Origin of the sequence: Paenibacillus sp. 2TAB23 (assembly GCF_052115165.1) — a bacterium.
Classification (GTDB): Bacteria; Bacillota; Bacilli; order Paenibacillales; family Paenibacillaceae; genus Pristimantibacillus.
The window spans coordinates 1-17,554 of sequence record NZ_JBFRGD010000045.1 but is presented as its reverse complement, the minus strand read 5'-3'; the positions used below and the strand labels follow the sequence as shown (position 1 = coordinate 17,554).

The 17,554-nt window shown below is 44.9% G+C and carries 20 protein-coding genes and 1 pseudogene; 17 read left to right on the top strand and 4 right to left on the bottom strand.

The genetic code is table 11. The features are described from left to right. The 13 genes and pseudogenes from AB4Z29_RS31830 to AB4Z29_RS31770 all read left to right on the top strand — a co-directional run. Positions 1-1,802 (top strand): InlB B-repeat-containing protein (locus AB4Z29_RS31830; protein WP_441946893.1); only part of this gene is annotated, 1,802 nt, incomplete at its 5' end. A gap of 562 nt (positions 1,803-2,364) precedes the next feature. After that, the gene (locus tag AB4Z29_RS31825) at positions 2,365-2,667 is read left to right on the top strand and encodes a hypothetical protein (RefSeq protein ID WP_441946892.1); all 303 of its coding nucleotides are present in this window, start codon (positions 2,365-2,367) and stop codon (positions 2,665-2,667) included. Positions 2,668-2,859: 192 nt separating this feature from the next. Beyond that, positions 2,860-3,216 (top strand): metal-sensitive transcriptional regulator, encoded by a 357-nt coding sequence (locus AB4Z29_RS31820; protein ID WP_441946895.1) that lies wholly within the window; start codon positions 2,860-2,862, stop codon positions 3,214-3,216. A 122-nt stretch (positions 3,217-3,338) separates the two neighbouring features. Beyond that, positions 3,339-3,527 (top strand): annotated as a pseudogene (locus AB4Z29_RS31815) (metal-sensing transcriptional repressor); the annotation flags it as partial. After that, complete coding sequence (locus tag AB4Z29_RS31810) at positions 3,524-3,724, top strand: copper ion binding protein (protein WP_441946891.1); 201 nt, start codon at positions 3,524-3,526, stop codon at positions 3,722-3,724. The pseudogene AB4Z29_RS31815 and the gene AB4Z29_RS31810, both read left to right, overlap by 4 nt. A 30-nt stretch (positions 3,725-3,754) precedes the next feature. Further along, positions 3,755-6,181 carry a heavy metal translocating P-type ATPase gene (locus AB4Z29_RS31805; protein ID WP_441946890.1) on the top strand — a complete coding sequence of 809 codons (2,427 nt, stop codon included), beginning with the start codon at positions 3,755-3,757 and terminating at the stop codon, positions 6,179-6,181. A gap of 32 nt (positions 6,182-6,213) precedes the next feature. Continuing rightward, entirely contained in the window at positions 6,214-7,089 is an 876-nt protein-coding gene (locus AB4Z29_RS31800; protein ID WP_441946889.1) for a hypothetical protein, read from the top strand. Positions 7,090-7,122: 33 nt separating this feature from the next. Then, complete coding sequence (locus AB4Z29_RS31795; RefSeq protein WP_441946888.1) at positions 7,123-7,755, top strand: nitrite reductase; 633 nt, start codon at positions 7,123-7,125, stop codon at positions 7,753-7,755. Positions 7,756-7,761: 6 nt separating this feature from the next. Next, the gene (locus AB4Z29_RS31790) at positions 7,762-7,974 is read left to right on the top strand and encodes a cation transporter (protein ID WP_441946887.1); all 213 of its coding nucleotides are present in this window, start codon (positions 7,762-7,764) and stop codon (positions 7,972-7,974) included. 357 nt (positions 7,975-8,331) lie between these two features. Continuing rightward, on the top strand, positions 8,332-8,565 hold the full coding sequence (locus AB4Z29_RS31785; protein ID WP_441946886.1) for a ferredoxin: 234 nt from the start codon (positions 8,332-8,334) through the stop codon (positions 8,563-8,565). A 125-nt stretch (positions 8,566-8,690) separates the two neighbouring features. Further along, positions 8,691-9,686, top strand: coding sequence for an NAD(P)/FAD-dependent oxidoreductase (locus AB4Z29_RS31780; RefSeq protein ID WP_441946885.1), 996 nt, complete (start codon positions 8,691-8,693; stop codon positions 9,684-9,686). Between the two features lie 381 nt (positions 9,687-10,067). Beyond that, entirely contained in the window at positions 10,068-10,268 is a 201-nt protein-coding gene (locus AB4Z29_RS31775) for a copper ion binding protein (RefSeq protein WP_441946884.1), read from the top strand. A 371-nt stretch (positions 10,269-10,639) separates the two neighbouring features. After that, positions 10,640-10,885: a glutaredoxin family protein gene (locus AB4Z29_RS31770; protein WP_441946883.1), complete on the top strand. Its 246-nt coding sequence runs from the start codon at positions 10,640-10,642 to the stop codon at positions 10,883-10,885. A gap of 551 nt (positions 10,886-11,436) precedes the next feature. Here the strand turns inward: AB4Z29_RS31770 and AB4Z29_RS31765 are convergent. The 4 genes from AB4Z29_RS31765 to AB4Z29_RS31750 all read right to left on the bottom strand — a co-directional run bounded on the left by AB4Z29_RS31765 (position 11,437) and on the right by AB4Z29_RS31750 (position 14,447). After that, complete coding sequence (locus tag AB4Z29_RS31765) at positions 11,437-11,958, bottom strand: accessory gene regulator ArgB-like protein (RefSeq protein WP_441946882.1); 522 nt, start codon at positions 11,956-11,958, stop codon at positions 11,437-11,439. A gap of 667 nt (positions 11,959-12,625) precedes the next feature. Then, complete coding sequence (locus AB4Z29_RS31760) at positions 12,626-12,829, bottom strand: hypothetical protein (RefSeq protein WP_441946881.1); 204 nt, start codon at positions 12,827-12,829, stop codon at positions 12,626-12,628. 509 nt (positions 12,830-13,338) lie between these two features. Beyond that, positions 13,339-13,941, bottom strand: a complete 603-nt coding sequence (locus tag AB4Z29_RS31755; protein WP_441946880.1) for a transposase — start codon at positions 13,939-13,941, stop codon at positions 13,339-13,341. After that, entirely contained in the window at positions 13,941-14,447 is a 507-nt protein-coding gene (locus tag AB4Z29_RS31750) for a transposase (RefSeq protein ID WP_441946879.1), read from the bottom strand. Before AB4Z29_RS31750 ends, AB4Z29_RS31755 begins: the two co-directional genes overlap by 1 nt. A 208-nt stretch (positions 14,448-14,655) precedes the next feature. On the opposite strand from AB4Z29_RS31750, the gene AB4Z29_RS31745 reads away from it, so the two are divergent. The 4 genes from AB4Z29_RS31745 to AB4Z29_RS31730 all read left to right on the top strand — a co-directional run. Then, positions 14,656-14,802: a hypothetical protein gene (locus AB4Z29_RS31745; protein WP_441946878.1), complete on the top strand. Its 147-nt coding sequence runs from the start codon at positions 14,656-14,658 to the stop codon at positions 14,800-14,802. A 199-nt stretch (positions 14,803-15,001) separates the two neighbouring features. Then, entirely contained in the window at positions 15,002-15,556 is a 555-nt protein-coding gene (locus AB4Z29_RS31740) for a sigma-70 family RNA polymerase sigma factor (protein WP_441946877.1), read from the top strand. Further along, on the top strand, positions 15,546-16,220 hold the full coding sequence (locus tag AB4Z29_RS31735) for a hypothetical protein (protein ID WP_441946876.1): 675 nt from the start codon (positions 15,546-15,548) through the stop codon (positions 16,218-16,220). The genes AB4Z29_RS31740 and AB4Z29_RS31735 overlap by 11 nt, the downstream gene beginning before the upstream one ends. 688 nt (positions 16,221-16,908) lie before the next feature. Continuing rightward, on the top strand, positions 16,909-17,554 hold a 646-nt coding region (locus AB4Z29_RS31730; RefSeq protein ID WP_441946894.1), incomplete at its 3' end, for a methionine ABC transporter ATP-binding protein.

Below are 17,554 nucleotides of genomic sequence, written 5' to 3'. Positions count from 1 at the left end.
TCGCGGCTCCAGCGAATCCAACGAGAGCTGGCTTTACCTTCGAGGGCTGGTACAAGGAAGCGGCTGGCTCTACGGAATGGCAGTTCGGCACGGATACGGTAACGGCTAGCGTGACGCTGTATGCGAAGTGGACGCCGGATCCGACGTACACGGTGACGTTCGATTCGCAAGGAGGCAGCGTGGTTGCGGACTTGACCGATATTAGCGCGGGAGCGAAGATCGCGGCTCCAGCGAATCCAACGAGAGCTGGCTTTACCTTCGAGGGCTGGTACAAGGAAGCGGCTGGCTCTACGGAATGGCAGTTCGGCACGGATACGGTAACGGCTAGCGTGACGCTGTATGCGAAGTGGACGCAGAATCCGACGTACACGGTGACGTTCGATTCGCAAGGAGGCAGCGCGGTTGCGGACTTGACCAATATTAGCGCGGGAGCGAAGATCGCGGCTCCTGCTAATCCAACGAAAGCCGGCTTCACCTTTGAGGGCTGGTACAAGGAAGCGGCTGTCTCTACGGAATGGCAATTCGGCACGGATACGGTAACGGCTAGCGTGACGCTGTACGCGAAGTGGACGCCGGATCCGACGTACACGGTGACGTTCGATTCGCAAGGAGGCAGCGCGGTTGCGGACTCGGCCGGCGTGAGCGCGGGAGCGAAGATCGCGGCTCCTGCTAATCCAACGAAAGCCGGCTTCACCTTCGAGGGCTGGTACAAGGAAGCGGCTGGCTCTACGCAGTGGCAATTCGGCACGGATACGGTAACGGCAAATGTGACGCTGTACGCGAAGTGGACAGCGATTGTGGCTGATCACGAAGTAGGTGATCCGGCGAAGCCTGATAATGGAAAAGTCGTTGTGGAGATTGGTGAGCTTCTGCTTCCCGTAGGCAAGGCAGGCGAAGTTCGTTATGAGAATGCGGTAACGATCGATATTCCGGCGAACGCCACGGACAAAGAACTGAAGCTTACCATCGATAGATTGCTGGACGTGCAAGGGCTCATAACGGAAGATGACATTTTGGCGAGCCCGGTCTACGAGATTTTGAAAAACTTCCCGGAAAATTTCTTGAAGCCGGTCACCCTGACTTTCACGTTCGACGCGAAAGCGATCGGTCCAAACCGAAAAGCAGCCGTATATTATTATGACGAAACGCAGAAGGTATGGGTTGAAGTCGGCGGCATCGTCAACGGCAATAAAATCGTCGTCGAAGTCGATCACTTTAAGAAATACGCCGTGTTCGCCGTAACCGACGAGGCCGCGGCGGACATTGAATTCTACGATATCTCGGGCCACTGGGCGGAAAAGCTCGTTAAGCAGGCGATCGGCGAAGGATGGGTCAAAGGCTACGCCGATAGAACGTTCAAACCTAACCATTCGGTTACTCGCGCGGAATTCGTTGTCATGCTGATGAATGCTTTGAAGCTACCAGCCGTAGGAATGGAAACGGATTTCGCGGATAAGGCGAGCATTCCGACATGGGCGAAAGACGCGGTCGTGCGAGCGGTGCAAGCAGGCCTCGTTGACGGTTACGAAGACAGTACTTTCCGTCCGCGCGCCCCCGTTACCCGCGCGGAGATGGCAGCAATAATCTCGAAAGCGTTGAAGCTGCCGATCGATTCAAATGCCACGACCGGCTTCAAGGACGATGCAAGCATCCCTTCATGGGCGAAGGGCGCGGCAGAGGCCATGAGGAAGTTAGGTATCATGAAAGGCCCGGGCGACAATATGTTCAACGGCGATTCGCTTGCGACTCGAGCGGAAGCGGTATCGGTACTGTTGAACATGCTGGCGCAACAAAAGGAATAGAAGGGAAGATCATGAACAACGGGGCTGTCCTAAAAGTCATAGATGACTGAGGGACGCCCCTTCTTCATTTTGTAAAGACAGATTGTAATATGAAGTGCGACAGCTAAAAACAAAGATGCCCATGAAAGGATTCGTGTAAAATGGAAGTCACCACAACATACCATTTCTACAGGAGAACCCAAAATGAGCTACTTCCATCTTAGAACCACTTATTCCTCTCAGGATCTTTAAGGCGCCAAACTTGGCTGCAGGAAATATCACACTCATTAGGCTGTCGGCTGGATGGATTCCTTTATGGTTTTTCCTTAATCTCTATTTGCAGCAAGTATTGAAGTTTTCTGCTTTCGCAGGTGGGCTTGGTTTGTTACCTATGACTATACTTATTGCCCTCTGTATGATTTTCATTTCCGGTAAATTGATCGGAAAGTATGGCGTGAAAGCTAATTTGATCATCGGATTGATAGCCCTTTGAGGATCGTTATTACTTTTCGCAACAAACACAAAGGTTGATGGTGATTTTGTAACACATGTACTTCCAGCCGCCCTGCTCGGCGCGCTTGGTATGTCGCTTGCTTATATTCCAGCTACCATGTCTGCCATGTCGGGAGCCAAGCCGGAAGAGGCAGGGCTCGCATCCGGCCTTGCCAATACAAGCTATCAGATCGGCTCAGCGATAAGTTTGGCCATCATGGTTGCGATTGTTGCATCAAGTACAGCTTCCCAAGTTGGCGCCGATCAGGTTACTGCATTGATCGAAGGATTCCAGCAAGCATTCCTGTGGTCAGGGATTATCGCTTTCGCAGGTGCTATCCTGGCAATTCTGTTAATCCGCTCGCCTAAGCCGGGAATACAAACGGGTCTGTAGCTATCTCTCACTCCAGCCGAATTGGATTTGGCTGGAGTTTTCTGTATCGCCTAATAGGTCATCTAGTATCACGGTTCCATCAATATCTTTGCAGTTGTCTTTTTAATTAGCCATCTTCTGCTAAAGACATTTTGTTAAATAGGATGTGGGGGTATACTATAATCTTTTATAAAGGAGGCAAATTATATGAACATGGATATAGAAATGCTTGAACATGAAGGCGAAAATAATCCGAATTGCTGCTCGACTGATGGAAAAGGAAATGAAGAAGGAAGAAAAAGTCATCATTCGGATAAACTAAAAAACAGTTTGATAAACCGATTGGATCGGATCGAGGGGCAAGTACGAGGCATTAAAGGACTAATTGAAAAAGATACGAATTGTGATGGCGTACTGAACCAAATCTCCTTGGTACAATCGGCTTTGAATGGAGCCGGAAAGCCCTTATTGGAGCATCACCTCAAAAGCTGTGTCATCAAGCAGATCCAAGAAGGGGACTCCGAAGTGTTAACAGAGCTTATGGTAACCATGTACAAGTTAATAAAATAAAATCGTGCAGCTCACGCTGCCTTTTTCTTTGATTTATAATTTAGGGTAGGGGGGTAAAGTAAAAGTATTGACTATATATACTATAGAGGGGTATACTATAATTAGCTGGTGAACGGGATGAATATTGTGATCAAGTCTTGAACCAGATTGAGGCTATCCATTTCGCTTTAAACGCAGTCGGTATAATGCTCATATCGAAGCATTTGAGGTTCTACGCGGCAAGCACCGACCTAATGAACAGTGATTACATTTTACAGGAAATGCTAAAAACACTTTCCATTTTGATGAATCGAAAGGATGAGGAAAAATGAAAAACATCACACTACAAGTTGAAGGTATGAGCTGTCAACATTGTGTCAATTCCATTGAAAGTGCACTTAAAGAAATTGGGGCCAAAGGAAAGGTAAATCTTAAGCAAAACTTGGTGGATGTATCGTTCGATGAAAACCAAATAACAATCGAGCTCATTAAGGAAACCATAGAGAATCAGGGATACGACGTGGTATAAGGTCAATCGACAACGAGGGAGTGAATCATTGTGGAATCAGCAGCCGATCAGAATAAGCAATCAACTTTGCAAATTACGGGTATGACTTGCGCCGCCTGTGCAAACCGAATTGAGAAAGGTCTGAATAAAATGGAGGGGGTCTCTTCAGCTAACGTAAACTTTGCTTTGGAAAAAGCGAATGTAACGTACGACCCGGCAAAAGTGGATAGGAAGAATCTAGAGGAAACCATTAAAAAGCTTGGATACGGCACTGTTACGGAAGTTGCACAGTTTAACCTCGAAGGCATGACGTGTGCTGCTTGTGCCAACAAAATCGAAAAGGGACTAAGCAAGTTGCCGGGCGTTACAAATGCGACTGTAAACTTCGCGATGGAAACGGCTCGCGTGGAGTATTCATCGGGCGATGTCTCGATCGAGGAGATGCAAAACAAGGTCAAAAAGCTTGGCTATAAAGCCATTATCAAGCAGGAGAACGCAGGTGACCATCGTCTTAATGAAATACGCCAGCAGAAACGGAAATTGTTAATTTCGGCGATTTTCTCCTTCCCGTTGTTATGGACGATGGTTGCTCACTTTTCGTTTACCTCATGGATTTACATCCCGGATTTCTTGATGAATCCTTGGGTTCAATTTATTTTGGCCACTCCGGTGCAATTTTATATTGGTAAACAGTTTTATGTAGGCGCATATAAGGCGCTGCGCAATCGCAGTGCGAATATGGATGTGCTGGTTTCACTTGGAACATCGGCTGCTTATTTCTACAGCTTGTACTTGACAATCGATTGGTATGCGGTAAGTGACAGCATGCATCATGGACCGTCCTTGTACTACGAGACAAGTGCGATTCTGATTACGTTGGTCATAATGGGGAAACTTTTCGAAGCAAATGCGAAAGGCCGGACCTCTGAAGCGATTAAATCCTTGATGGGACTACAAGCGAAAACGGCTTTGGTTATTCGCGATGGCAACGAGCTGACGATTCCAGTTGATGAAGTAATCGTAGGGGATGTCGTTCTTATCCGTCCGGGGGATAAAGTGCCGGTGGATGGGGAAGTGCTTGAAGGTTTATCGTCGGTAGACGAATCCATGCTTACGGGCGAAAGTCTCCCTGTGGAGAAGAAAACCGGAGATGCGGTCATAGGGGCAACGATCAATAAAAACGGTATTCTTCGGATTAAAGCAACGAAAGTCGGCAAGGAAACGGCGCTTGCGCAAATTGTTAAAGTTGTGGAAGAAGCGCAAGGCTCCAAGGCGCCAATTCAACGGGTAGCGGATGTGATCTCTGGTATATTTGTTCCAATTGTTGTTGGCATCGCAGCCATTGCTTTCCTGGTGTGGTATTTCTTCATTACACCTAACGATTTCGCAGGAGCTTTGGAAAAAGCAATTGCTATTCTAGTTATTGCTTGCCCATGTGCGCTGGGATTGGCAACACCGACTTCGATCATGGCGGGATCGGGTCGCGCGGCTGAGCTCGGTATTTTGTTCAAGGGCGGAGAACATTTGGAGCAGACGCATAAGATCGATGCGATCATTCTCGACAAAACCGGTACGGTCACAAAAGGTAAGCCAGAATTGACAGATGTATTAGCTGAAGGCAACGAATCGGAATTCCTCCGACTGGTCGGCGCGGCTGAAAAAAATTCAGAGCATCCGCTTGCGGAAGCGATTGTGATAGGCATTCAGGAAAGAAATATCGAGATGCCGAGAACAGAATCGTTCGACGCCATTCCGGGATTCGGAATCAAGGCTGTTGTAGAAGGCAAACAATTGCTGATTGGTACACGCCGATTAATGGAAGAATATGAAGTTAACGCGAAGTCAGCTTACGAACCGATGTCTCGTTTAGAGGAGGCAGGCAAGACCGCCATGCTGGTTGCAATTGATAATCGGTATGCAGGCATGGTTGCTGTGGCGGATACGATAAAGGAAACGTCCAAAGCTGCAGTGAGTCGTCTAAAAGAGATGGGAATTCAGGTCATCATGATTACTGGCGACAATGAACGGACGGCCAAGGCAATCGCGGCTCAAGTGGGTATTGATCATGTACGCGCTGAGGTTTTGCCTGAAGGAAAAGCGGAAGAAGTGAAAAAACTACAAGCTCAAGGAAAAAAAGTGGCGATGGTTGGAGACGGGATCAATGATGCGCCGGCCCTTGCGACAGCAGACATTGGTATGGCGATCGGTACAGGGACTGATGTAGCCATGGAAGCTGCGGATGTCACCCTTATGCGCGGCGACCTGTCGAGCATTCCCGATGCGATATACATGAGCCGCAAGACCATGAGAAATATTAAGCAAAACTTGGTTTGGGCGCTTGGATATAACATGCTAGGAATTCCGATTGCTGCGATCGGCTTATTGGCACCGTGGGTTGCCGGCGCAGCCATGGCATTAAGTTCGGTTTCCGTTGTCCTCAATGCGCTTCGTTTGCAACGTGTGAAAGTGCGACAATAAAAATTTCAATTGAATAGGAGCGAAAATTCAAAATGAAAAGAAAAATGATGCTTATATTAACAGGTATTTTGGTCCTCGGTCTGCTATCTGCATGTGGAACCACCAAAGAAAATGATCATTCAGGCCATAACGTAACCAATCAAAATCATGAAAATTCAGCAAGTCCAAGTGCAGGCCATGGGGAGCACGGTGACCATGATACTAAGGAACAACCAGCAGATAGCCTTAAAGCGTCATTTTCATTTGTATCTGGAACAGTAATAGCAAACGGAAAATCGGATTTAGATATTCAAATTTCGGATTCCGATGGCAATACGGTAAATGAGTTCGAATTGAATCATGAAAAATTGATGCATCTTATAGTGGTTAGTAAAGACCTCTCCTACTTTAACCACATTCATCCTGAATATGATAGCAATGGAAAGTTTGCAATTGAAACATCGTTTCCAAATGGAGGAGAATACAAAGTCTTTTCAGATTTTATTCCAAAAGGTGGAGCGAGTACCACACTCAGTGAGTGGGTGAAAGTAGAGGGAGAAGAAAAAGCGCAGGAGCTTATAGAAGCTGATGCAAAGCTTGTGAAAGTTGTCGATGGAAAAGAAGTTGAACTTACCTTAAGCAGCACGAAGGCGAATGATGAAATTACACTTACGTTCAATATTCTTGACGCGCAAACGAAGAAAGAGATTAGCGACCTAGAGCAATATCTGGGTGCTGTCGGACATGTCGTTATATTATCAGATGATGCGGAGCAGTATCTCCATGTTCATCCAATGCACGAAAAAGCGACCGGTCCGAAGGCTGAGTTTATGACTTCATTCCCGAAAAGCGGGACCTATAAAATATGGGGACAATTTCAGCATCAAGGGGAAGTCTTTACTGTACCTTTCGTAGTCGATATCAAATGATTCGTTAAGCATGAACTGAGGAGATGACGAATTGTGGGGGAAAAAGTGAAAATTGCCATAAGCCCAGAGATTCAACTTGGCGGCAGCTTGTTCACACCAAACCAACTTGTACTAATCGGCAATATCGTAGGAACGGATGCAAAAATGGAAATGACCACCTTCAAACAGCTCTATGCAGAAGTGCCAATCGAAAAAAGGGAAGGAATTAAGGAAGAACTAGAGCGTAATGGTCTTGAAGTGAATCCTGCAGGGTTTGTAACCAAAAGTCTAATCGCCTGCAATTTCTGTAAAGGTGCCGAAGATGCGGGGCTTGAAACGGCAAAAACCTTGAATAAAGCAATAGCTGGCATCGACACACCTACACCGCTAAAAATCGGCTATGCCGGTTGCGCGTTAGGTACCAGCGAACCGCTGATTAAGGATATCGGCGTTGTCAAAATGCGTGATAAGTTTGACATTTATGTTGCCGGTGAACCCAAGGGGCTTAAAACCTCCTTCGCCAAGTTGCTTCATTCAGGAATCACGGAAGATCAGCTTATTCCCGCTGTTACGGCCATCATTGATTTTTATAAGGAGTATGCAAAAGGCAAGGAAAAGTTCAGCAAATTCGTGGACCGGATTTCGCATGAGCAGTTGCAACGGATCGTAGATTACGGAATCCACTGAAAGGAGGTGAAAACTATAAAAGAGGCAACTGTTCAAGTACAAGGCATGACTTGCCGTTCATGTGTTCCTAAAATTGAAAGTGCGATCAATACAACCGGAGCCGAAGGACAAGTGAATTTCGAGCAGGGCACGGTAGATGTTCGTTTTGATGAAGAAAAAGTTCAGATTTCCGAAATAGAGGAAGCCATTCGGAAAAAGGGATATAACGTTGTGGTGTGACAGTGAGCAGGGGATGAACTTAGAAATGAAAGAGTATTAATCGTAATCTAACTTGCTGCTATGACTGTAATATTGCCAAACGCTATTATAAAGAACCGTTTATAGGGATTTCATTGGTTTTGGTGATCTAACTGAAATCTTTAAAGAGCAAACCAGGTCGAAGCTCGACCGGGTTTGCTAAATTATACAAAGTTTCACGGGTTAAATAATGATGCTGGGGTAAAGGGACTGGAGGACAGTCCGATGAACGCGACACCAAGATGGTTCGGAGTCCCTTGTCTCTCTGGACGATGTGGATTGAATGCAGGCATCGAGAATTCAAAGTTCATATCATCAATATCTGAAGGGGGCTTAGAGATGGCCAAATATACAAGAGTAGACAAGGATACTTGTATTGCATGTGGAGCTTGCGGAGCTGCGGCGCCCGATATTTTCGACTTCGATGACGAGTATTTGGCTCACGTCATTTTCGAGGGAGACGATAATCGCGGGATCTCGGCGATCGAAAAGACTTTGTGGGATGAGTTAAAGGATGCGCAAGATGGCTGCCCAACCGATTCAATCATGATTTCTGACAAGCCATTCTCCTAACGTCAAGAAACCCAGTTACGAGAATAACGCTTTGTATAAAATCCGATACGGAGCGTTTAGGACAAAAAATTCCGATTTTGCGTTGATGCAAATAGAGAATAAGTAATAGCCTCGGAGGTACAAGAATGTACGACAAGATCATCACGAACTCGGACGTAGCCATTATCGGCGGCGGTCCTTCCGGCATGTTCGCCGCTTTCTACAGCGGCATGAGACAGATGTCGGTTACGCTAATAGAGAGCATGCCGCAGCTAGGCGGCCAGCTCGCCGCATTTTATCCGGAGAAATACATCTACGACGTGGCCGGCTTCCCTAAAGTGAAAGCTCAGGAGCTCGTTGACAATTTAAAGAAGCAGATGAAGCTGTTCCCAACCGACGTCAGACTTGGGGAAAAGGTGCTCGCTGTGCGCAAGCTCGGCGAACGATCGTTTGAGATCATCACGAATCGCGCTGTTCACCAATCGAAAGCTGTCATTATAACTGCAGGTGTTGGAGCCTTTGAGCCTCGCAGGCTAGAACTGGAGGAAGCGGCACGCTTCGAGAATTCGAATCTTCATTACTTCGTTAGCGATCTGGAACGATTCCGCGACAAGAAAGTGCTCATTAGCGGAGGCGGTGATTCCGCGCTTGATTGGTCGCTGATGCTCGAGCCTATCGCTGAGCGGGTGACGCTCGTTCATCGCCGCGATAAATTTCGTGCTCATGAGCATAGCGTCGAGATGCTGATACAATCCAAAGTCAACGTCGTCGTGCCGACCGAGATTACGGCATTTCACGGAGAGGAATGCATCGAGCGGGTAGAGCTGACCGATGTGAAGACCAAAGCGACGACGCTGGTCGATGTCGAAGAGGTCATCATCAATTTCGGTTTCGTCAGCTCCCTGGGACCGATCAGAGAATGGGGACTTGTCGTCGAAGGTGGTTCGCTCGTTGTCGATACGAAGATGGAGACTAACATTCCGGGCATCTTCGCAGTCGGAGATATCTCAACTTATCCGGGCAAGCTGAAGCTGATCGCTGTCGGCTTTGGAGAAGCACCGACCGCAGTCAACAACGTGAAGGTCTACATCGATCCAGCAGCCAAGCTGTCACCCGGACATAGCAGCAACATGAAACTGTAAGCAAAAGGGGCATCAAGCCTTTGAGCTGACGGGTTCAAATCCGGCTCCGAAGGGGATGTCCTCTTTGTAGTACCTTGTCTCCTATTCTTTGCTTCGTTTGATCCCCTTGCGCTGCTTGCGGCGGCCATTACCTCTTATGATTCACATTTAATCGAAATGATGGCTCATCCGTATTGACAACAATACGTATCTTTTACAGAGCTAATGAGAATCATGAAGAAGTTAATAAAATAAATCAGACGGAGCAGCTTAGGTGTATTTTCTGCATACGGGAATATAGCACATTGATAATTAAAGGGTTAAGGGTACTTATGCGTGTGAATAAACACAGGAAATGCTATAAAGAATAAACATTCTATCCGAGCGAAGAGGTGAGGGGAAATGAAAAACATCACACTTCAAGTTGAAGGCATGAGCTGCCAACATTGTGTCAATTCCATTGAAGGTGCACTTAAAGATATTGGGGCCAAAGGAAAGGTTGACCTTAAGAACAACTCGGTGGATGTATCGTTCGATGAAAATCGAATAAAAATCGAGCTTATTAAGGAAACCATAGTAGATCAGGGATACGACGTGGTATAAGGTCAATCGACAACGAGAGAGTGAATCATCGTGGAATCAGCAGCCGAATCAGAACTTTGCGAATTACGGGTATGACTTGCGCCGCTTGCGCAAACTGAATTGAGAAATGCCACAAAAAAATGGAGGGGTTTCTTCAGCTAACGTAAACTTTGCTTTGGAAAAAGCGAATGTAACCTACGATCCAGCAAATGTGGATAGGAAGAATCTAGAGGAAACCATTAAAAGTCTTAGATATGGCAGAGTTATAGAATTTGCACAGTTTAACCTCGAAAACATGATGTGTACTGCTTGTACCAACAAAATCAAGGTTAAAATGTTAGGCTATAAAGTCATGTAAGCTGGTTGAAGATGAGTAAAGGGGGGGATCGAGCGTGGAAGAAACAGTTAAAATTTATACAATCCCGACCTGTAGTGACTGTAATTATGCCAAACGATATTTCAAGGAAAATGAGATTCCCTATACTGACTTTAACTGCGCAGATGATCCAAAGTATCCAGAAGAAGTCTGGAACTTGACTGGTAAACAAATTGTGCCGACTATCATGATTAGAGATATGGTGTTCGTCGGCTTCTCGGAGAATCTCAGTGAAATAAGTGGATTGTTTTATAAAGCGTAATGTGACCTTCCGTTCATATGTAGTGAAAAAGCAGCTCACGCTTAAGTAAAGCTGCTTTTTCGATCCGAGGATTACGCTTCAACACATCGAAGAAGCAAAAGAAGAGCACATGGGAGACCGGCAGTATAGGATCATTTTCAAGACATGAATCCGATCGGCTGCCTTTTTGTTGAGCTATTCCAACTAATAGCTTGTCAATATTTAATTATTAAAGGTCGATTCCGGTAGTGGCATACTTAAAAGATACGACAAACAACCGTCCCCTTCGGCACAGGAATATATTTCATGTGTTTCTATTTCGTGCTATTCATTCTAGCCGAAATACTTTTTTTGAAGTCAAGATGGCAAGAATCCAGTGGATGAGGTATGGTAGCCATTGCCATCGTAAATGTGCAGTCCGAGTAGCTCAGTGTTCATATCCATTAGAGGCTTACTTCTTAAGCTCTTGCGGCATCGGCTGGCTTCCGATCAATGTCTTAAGGATACTAGCAAATGCTTTAGCGCTTTTGCCTAGGCCCTTATTCAAAGTACGAGCTATAGTCGTTTTCAATTCACACACCCCCTCTCTTGAAAGGTAGAATGAGCAAGCCTTGCAGCAGAAACGACAAGGCGAGAACATCAGAAGCAAAAAACAGGTTTGACGCTACTATACACATAGAGACAACTTTCATCTTCGGGTAATGTTTTGGGTTGATATTTGTTTCTTCGCTCATGTTAGGGGCGAATATTACAAATATGACAATTGTTAACAATGTAGATAATAGCACGAAAGTACTAGATAGAGCAATATGCGGGATCAAAGATAATAGGATTGCAGAAACTAGTGTACATGCTGTCAATGAAATTAGGTGGAATCCGCCGGAGAACATGCGCAATACACAGAACGAAATGAATGAAATCAAGGTTGCTACAAACTCCCCGGTTATTAATCCTGCCGTCAACGTTAGCGCAAGCGTGATGAAGAAGTTGAGATAAACCCCTATTGCATATGCCATAACTGGCACTGAGGTTTCCCCGTGCGGATCGGCGTTTTTTATCTTTTGAGAAAGTGATATTGACCAGGCTTCGATCATGCCAAATCTCTCCTTTTCGAATAGTAGTATAGTAGCCACGATGCCGATAGAGCGAACGGAAAAATGAGCAATGCGTTTTGATTCAGGATAAAAACAAGAGTTATCGACACTAGAATCAATCCAACTATATTGACGACTAACAACCACCGATTGTTCACGTTAATATAATCTTCTTTTATGTCGAAATCATTTGGAGGTATGACTACAAACGAAAAACCTAGATTGAAACTTTTAAGCAAAATTGCTATTAAGTAAGCGAATAAGATGGTTGTTACTTGCACCAGATAGACTGACCAGCCGCCGAGCTGCGTCACAATCTCATGATCGATTAAACCCGTATTCGTCAGAAATAAATAAATAGTGAGTTGTAGAATTATATAGCTACACAAGCCCATCGATGTGATAAGTGTTGAATAAAAATATTTAATCTTGATTACATATCTCGAAAAAAGAATGAAAGATATCATTTGCAAGGGTAGGTCAATTTCCGGCATTTCAAGTATAACTCGGTTAAAAAATGAAAACCCCGTAATTGCAAGGCTCATAACGATGATTGACACTTGGTATTCTCTCATTGGAAGCCTGTAAATCTTGAACATGAGAACCAGAACGGCCAGTGCATCGAAGAAGCCTAGGTTTATATATATAGAGATGTTTATTGAGTTGATCATTCTGACTCTCCTTCTATTTTCACCCGTGACTCGTTGTACTCATCTACGCTATCATTGAGCACTAACAACGTTCCCGATGCATCCCGGAATACAAGCCTTCCCGCCGAGCAGAGCCGTAATATATGTCGCCTGCTCACCTCAAGTTCGCTTACTGCTTCTGCTGCCGTGTATACCAGTTCAAGTGGTCTTTTATTTTTCATTAGCTTTACGCCTTAATTATATTGTTTCCTAATTAAACCTAAGTCAGGTATGAAAATTCATATCGTCGATTCGGTTCAGCAAATCATCCCTGTCTTTATCGGTTCTCACTAACTCGTGTTTGTCACCGTTTCCTCTACAACATGAGCTATAAGTTTTTATTTGCTACCATTTTCAAATACTTCTCCATTTAATTTCCCGTTCGAGAATTTATTAATAGACTATATCACGTCCCATCTGAGACTGTAAACGAATAGTATTTATATGTATTTTTTGTTATATCACATCCACGATATTACAATGCACTCAATAGATAAAACTTACAAAGGGTTGCATGGGATGTAAATCGTACTATTGAAGTCGGGACTTAATGCTCAGCAATTGGCAATTGTAGCAAGCGAAGCAGACAAAAACAAAATAACTCTCTAGTAATGTATCTTCTTTAGTGGTTTAAAGGGGTTATCGTTATTAATTCAGTGATGTTGGTCGAGGAACTGCAATGAATTTGGCGTTAGGTGGGGTAAGTATTCGGGCATAAATCGAAGAAATCATATCGCGCTAGGCATTCGTCTTGCAATAAGCGATGAAACGATTCAATATGAGCGTTCATATTCGGTGTTCTCGGTGGAATCCGTTCATGCTCTATCCCAAAGGTTTCACATGCCTTTTCAAAGATATGAGAAATAAACTGGGGGCCGTTATCGGATCGGATGACCGGCTTTTCTAATGCTTCAAAAAGCTGGCGCTTTAACAACGCAGCTTGCAGGGTACGAACCACATCTTTGGCTTCACAACGTAAACCAATATGAAAAGCCACCACTGAACGATCATAAACGTCTAAACAAGACTGGATATAAAAAAAGCGATCTTCTCCAGCGATATAGCCATACTTAATGTCGGTTTCAAAGAGCTGATTCGAGTCCGTGATGTTCCGATTTCGTGCGAGTTTTCTTGGATACTTGGTATGGATTTCTCGTTGTGGACGAAAAATATTCAATTCATGGCATAGACGATAGACCTTTTTCTTATTAATCACTAGATCATGGTCTCGACGAAGGATCACCGTTAGTTTTCGGTAGCCATAGGCATAGCCGTCACTAGCCACGAGCTCCATTAGCCATTCTTGAATTTGCTGTCCGGTACTTTAGCGCCATCTCTCTGCAAAGAAAAACCAGGTATTTGACGCCCCTCACTTACAGTTTTCACGGCTACTTTGTTGTATTTATGATAATAGTAGCTGGATCTAGGGATCTTAACCAACCGCAATACGAGGGTGATGGTGTAGCCTAGATCAATATAGTGGTCTGCTACTTCAACTTTGTCAGCAAATGAGGGTTTTTCTTTTTTTATTAAGTCACGAAGAATGGCGATTTCTAACGCTTGTTCACCGAGTAAATGTTTTAACTGATCGTTTTCTTGTGCCATTTGCTTAGCTTCTATTTCGTTTATAGCATCTATGGTAGTCACGCCGTACTTCCCATTTTCAAACTCTCTTACCCATCGATGCAGCATATTAGCTGCTATCTCATAAGGGCAAGCCACAAGTGCCTTATTCCCTGTTTCAATGGCTTCATTCACAACCTGTAGTTTGAATTCTTTCGAATGTTTATTTCTTGTCATGTTGTCATTCCCTATCACTCTTAGTGTCCAACTTCCATAGGGGCTAAAGAGAGACGATTAGATTTATATTATCTCTAATGATTCCATATAGGTTATGACTTTAATCTTGGTTTAAAAAAGGATATACTTGTGTCAACAAATATAATGATAAATGAAGTATTTAGATGAGCTTCCCTCACGTATGCTAAGCCTTGAGGGGAGGGCACTCATGAAAGAGAGGGATCCAGTTATGGCAAATAATAAAAAAGAAACAGCGCCTAACATCGTTCATGCTGCAGACGAGGCCATTTTGAAAATGGCTCAAAAAGGTACTGGAAAATACGATAAAACACTTTCAAAACTGGCGAAAAATTAAATATAAATGATAATGGCGAGTAGACCTTTTAGGTTTACTCGCTTTTTTAATATGAAGGTTGTTTATCTAGTAATTCAGAGAATATGGAAATTGCATAACGGACCAAACTACTAAGGAGTGGAAAAGTGAAGAATCTTCATAAAGAGTTTGCAGCGGATTTCCCACTCGGACCGTCTAATAAGGTGAAGGTGGTGATCACGTGAAGCTGATCGGTATTCGACACAAGGATGATTTTTCGAATGACCCCACACAAGCACTGGAGCAACTCATGAACGAATTCGGCACGATTGTCATACGGACGGCGTTTTTCTATACGGGGGATGCTCATCTTGCCGAGGATATTAGCCAGGAGGTGTTCCTTCGCGCGTACCGAAAGTGGAGCACCTTCCGCGGCGATAGTACCGTCAAGACATGGCTGACGACGATCACAGTCAATATATGCCGCGACAAAATGAGCGTTCGTATGTTCACGGAACAGCCGACCGAGCCAGGCAAGTTAGAGCTTGGCCGCACGATCAGCGTGGAAGATGAGGCGCTTGAACGGATAAAGAAGAGCGAAGTGCTGCAGCATGTGCTTCGCCTTCCGTTACCGTATCAGGAAGCATTGTACTTGTACTATTACGCGGAACTCAACACGCGGGAAATATCAGAAGCCATTAGCACGCCGGAAGGAACCGTACGAAACAAACTGCATCGGGTGCGAGAGATGCTCGCCCGAGAGATCGGAAAGGAGGGAATCATTTATGATGGATAGGGATCATGAACTGCATCAACAGTTTAGAGAGGAGTCGGATAAAATGTTATTTTCGGGTATGGAGATGGGTGAGCAATTGAAGCGGAAGATTCGTCAAGAAGCGGCCGCTGAGAAGGCAGGGCGTAAATGGAAACTTGCGAAATCATGGAAGGTGGCGGCAGTGGGAATGGCAGCTGCGGTGACAATCCTTGTGGCCATCCCGCTGTTAGGTACACCGAGCACACCGGCGCCTGTGGATAGTACGACACAGTCGAGCGGAGGCATCGCTGATTCGGATATGACTAAATTGACAACAATGACGCTTGGTTCGATTGAAGAAGCAAAGGCATCTTTTGGAGAAGGCCTGCTGTTGCCGTCCTTTGTACCGGAAGATTACACCTTAACAGAAATGGCAGCAGTGGGGATGCTGGGTCAACCAGCTAGAGATATCATCTTTACGTATACGTCGGGCGAACATACGGTGACGTTCTTGGCCAGCCGAATGGCATCTGTCTATCCGGCCGATCTATTTACGAAGACGAAAGTGGGCAAAATGGATGGATTCGTATTCGAACAACCGGGCATGACTGAATTGTTCTGGACAATGGAAGATGTCCAATTTGGCGTAACCGGGTCAATCCCAGGAGATGTAGCGATGAAGATGGCGTTGTCGACAACGCTTTAAGTGAGAAAAGCTTTTACCTCGAAGAAGCAGATGCTGTCAAAGCTAGCAGCTGCTTTTTCTAGTTAGAACTTATATCCAATGATGTCTAGGCACAATTTCACCTAATAATGGAGTGAGAGCTTGAGGTCGCAGGCTTTATATTGTATATGTTTAAGAATTTGTGTTATCAGATAAAGCATAAATCCACCAACATCACAGAGACACAACGATGCAGAGAATAATATTAAACCATCATTCCAAAATGAATGATGGTTATTTGCGTTGCGTGATAAAAGAGATTACGCAGAATATTAAATAATTTGAATCTGAGATTTGTATCTTCCTTACCAGCAATCAAAATTCTTGATTAGTCTAATATTTTATTTTTATCGTACACGACTGTGTGTATTCAACACATGAAGAGTGCTTATTATTGATTCGTAAAGAATAGATGAGATGTGATACTTATAGTTTGCTGAACTCCATAGTGACAAAAATCTACTTAATTAATTTCCCTCATGATACTTATAGTCAGTCGACTTTTGCGTGTGTTGACCATTAACATATAATTGCAACAAAATGATGATCCCTATGGATATATTAGCGCATTTCGGATTGCCACTAGAAAACTACTATGTCTTAGGATATAGCAGCTTGCAAGGGACTGTACGTGTGTATTTTGGCGTTGATGGATAGGGGGGCTATGAGACTGATACAGCTTAACAGCGTAAAAAAATCGTACCGTGCAGGCGGTACCCAGGTTGAGGCTGTCAAGGACGTAAGTTTGACGGTGCAGAAAGGTGAAATATTTGGGATCATCGGTCATTCCGGTGCCGGTAAAAGCACGCTGCTGCGCTGCGTCAACCTGTTGGAAAAGCCGACGGCAGGTAGGGTTCACGTAGGAAACGTAGAGCTTACGCGTTTGACGGAGAGGCAGCTGCAGCAGGAGCGAAGGCGCATTGGGATGATTTTTCAGCATTTTAACCTGTTGTCCATGTCGACCGTAAGAGAAAATATCGCTTTTCCGCTCACCTTGACCAAACAATCGAAGTCAGAGCTGAATAAGCGGGTCGATGAGCTGCTTAAGCTCGTGCAATTGGAGGGACATGCGGACAAATACCCTTCGCAGCTGTCAGGTGGGCAGAAGCAGCGCGTGGGCATCGCAAGAGCGCTTGCGAACAACCCGGATGTGCTGCTATGCGACGAGGCGACTTCGGCGCTCGATCCCCAAACGACGAATTCTATTTTGTCGCTGCTGCTCGATATCAACGCCAAGCTCGGAATTACGATCCTGTTGATTACACATGAAATGAATGTCATTCGTGCAATATGCGATCGCGTAGCTGTCATTGACC

What these genes read in the sequence shown, in the direction of transcription:
- AB4Z29_RS31825 (WP_441946892.1), top strand. Translation starts at nt 2,365, where the DNA reads ATGTCGCTTGCTTATATTCCAGCTACCATGTCTGCCATGTCGGGAGCC.
- AB4Z29_RS31820 (WP_441946895.1), top strand. Translation starts at nt 2,860, where the DNA reads ATGGATATAGAAATGCTTGAACATGAAGGCGAAAATAATCCGAATTGC.
- AB4Z29_RS31810 (WP_441946891.1), top strand. Translation starts at nt 3,524, where the DNA reads ATGAAAAACATCACACTACAAGTTGAAGGTATGAGCTGTCAACATTGT.
- AB4Z29_RS31800 (WP_441946889.1), top strand. Translation starts at nt 6,214, where the DNA reads ATGAAAAGAAAAATGATGCTTATATTAACAGGTATTTTGGTCCTCGGT.
- AB4Z29_RS31785 (WP_441946886.1), top strand. Translation starts at nt 8,332, where the DNA reads ATGGCCAAATATACAAGAGTAGACAAGGATACTTGTATTGCATGTGGA.
- AB4Z29_RS31780 (WP_441946885.1), top strand. Translation starts at nt 8,691, where the DNA reads ATGTACGACAAGATCATCACGAACTCGGACGTAGCCATTATCGGCGGC.
- AB4Z29_RS31775 (WP_441946884.1), top strand. Translation starts at nt 10,068, where the DNA reads ATGAAAAACATCACACTTCAAGTTGAAGGCATGAGCTGCCAACATTGT.
- AB4Z29_RS31765 (WP_441946882.1), bottom strand. Translation starts at nt 11,958, where the DNA reads ATGATCGAAGCCTGGTCAATATCACTTTCTCAAAAGATAAAAAACGCC.
- AB4Z29_RS31760 (WP_441946881.1), bottom strand. Translation starts at nt 12,829, where the DNA reads ATGAAAAATAAAAGACCACTTGAACTGGTATACACGGCAGCAGAAGCA.
- AB4Z29_RS31755 (WP_441946880.1), bottom strand. Translation starts at nt 13,941, where the DNA reads ATGGAGCTCGTGGCTAGTGACGGCTATGCCTATGGCTACCGAAAACTA.
- AB4Z29_RS31750 (WP_441946879.1), bottom strand. Translation starts at nt 14,447, where the DNA reads ATGACAAGAAATAAACATTCGAAAGAATTCAAACTACAGGTTGTGAAT.
- AB4Z29_RS31745 (WP_441946878.1), top strand. Translation starts at nt 14,656, where the DNA reads ATGAAAGAGAGGGATCCAGTTATGGCAAATAATAAAAAAGAAACAGCG.
- AB4Z29_RS31735 (WP_441946876.1), top strand. Translation starts at nt 15,546, where the DNA reads ATGATGGATAGGGATCATGAACTGCATCAACAGTTTAGAGAGGAGTCG.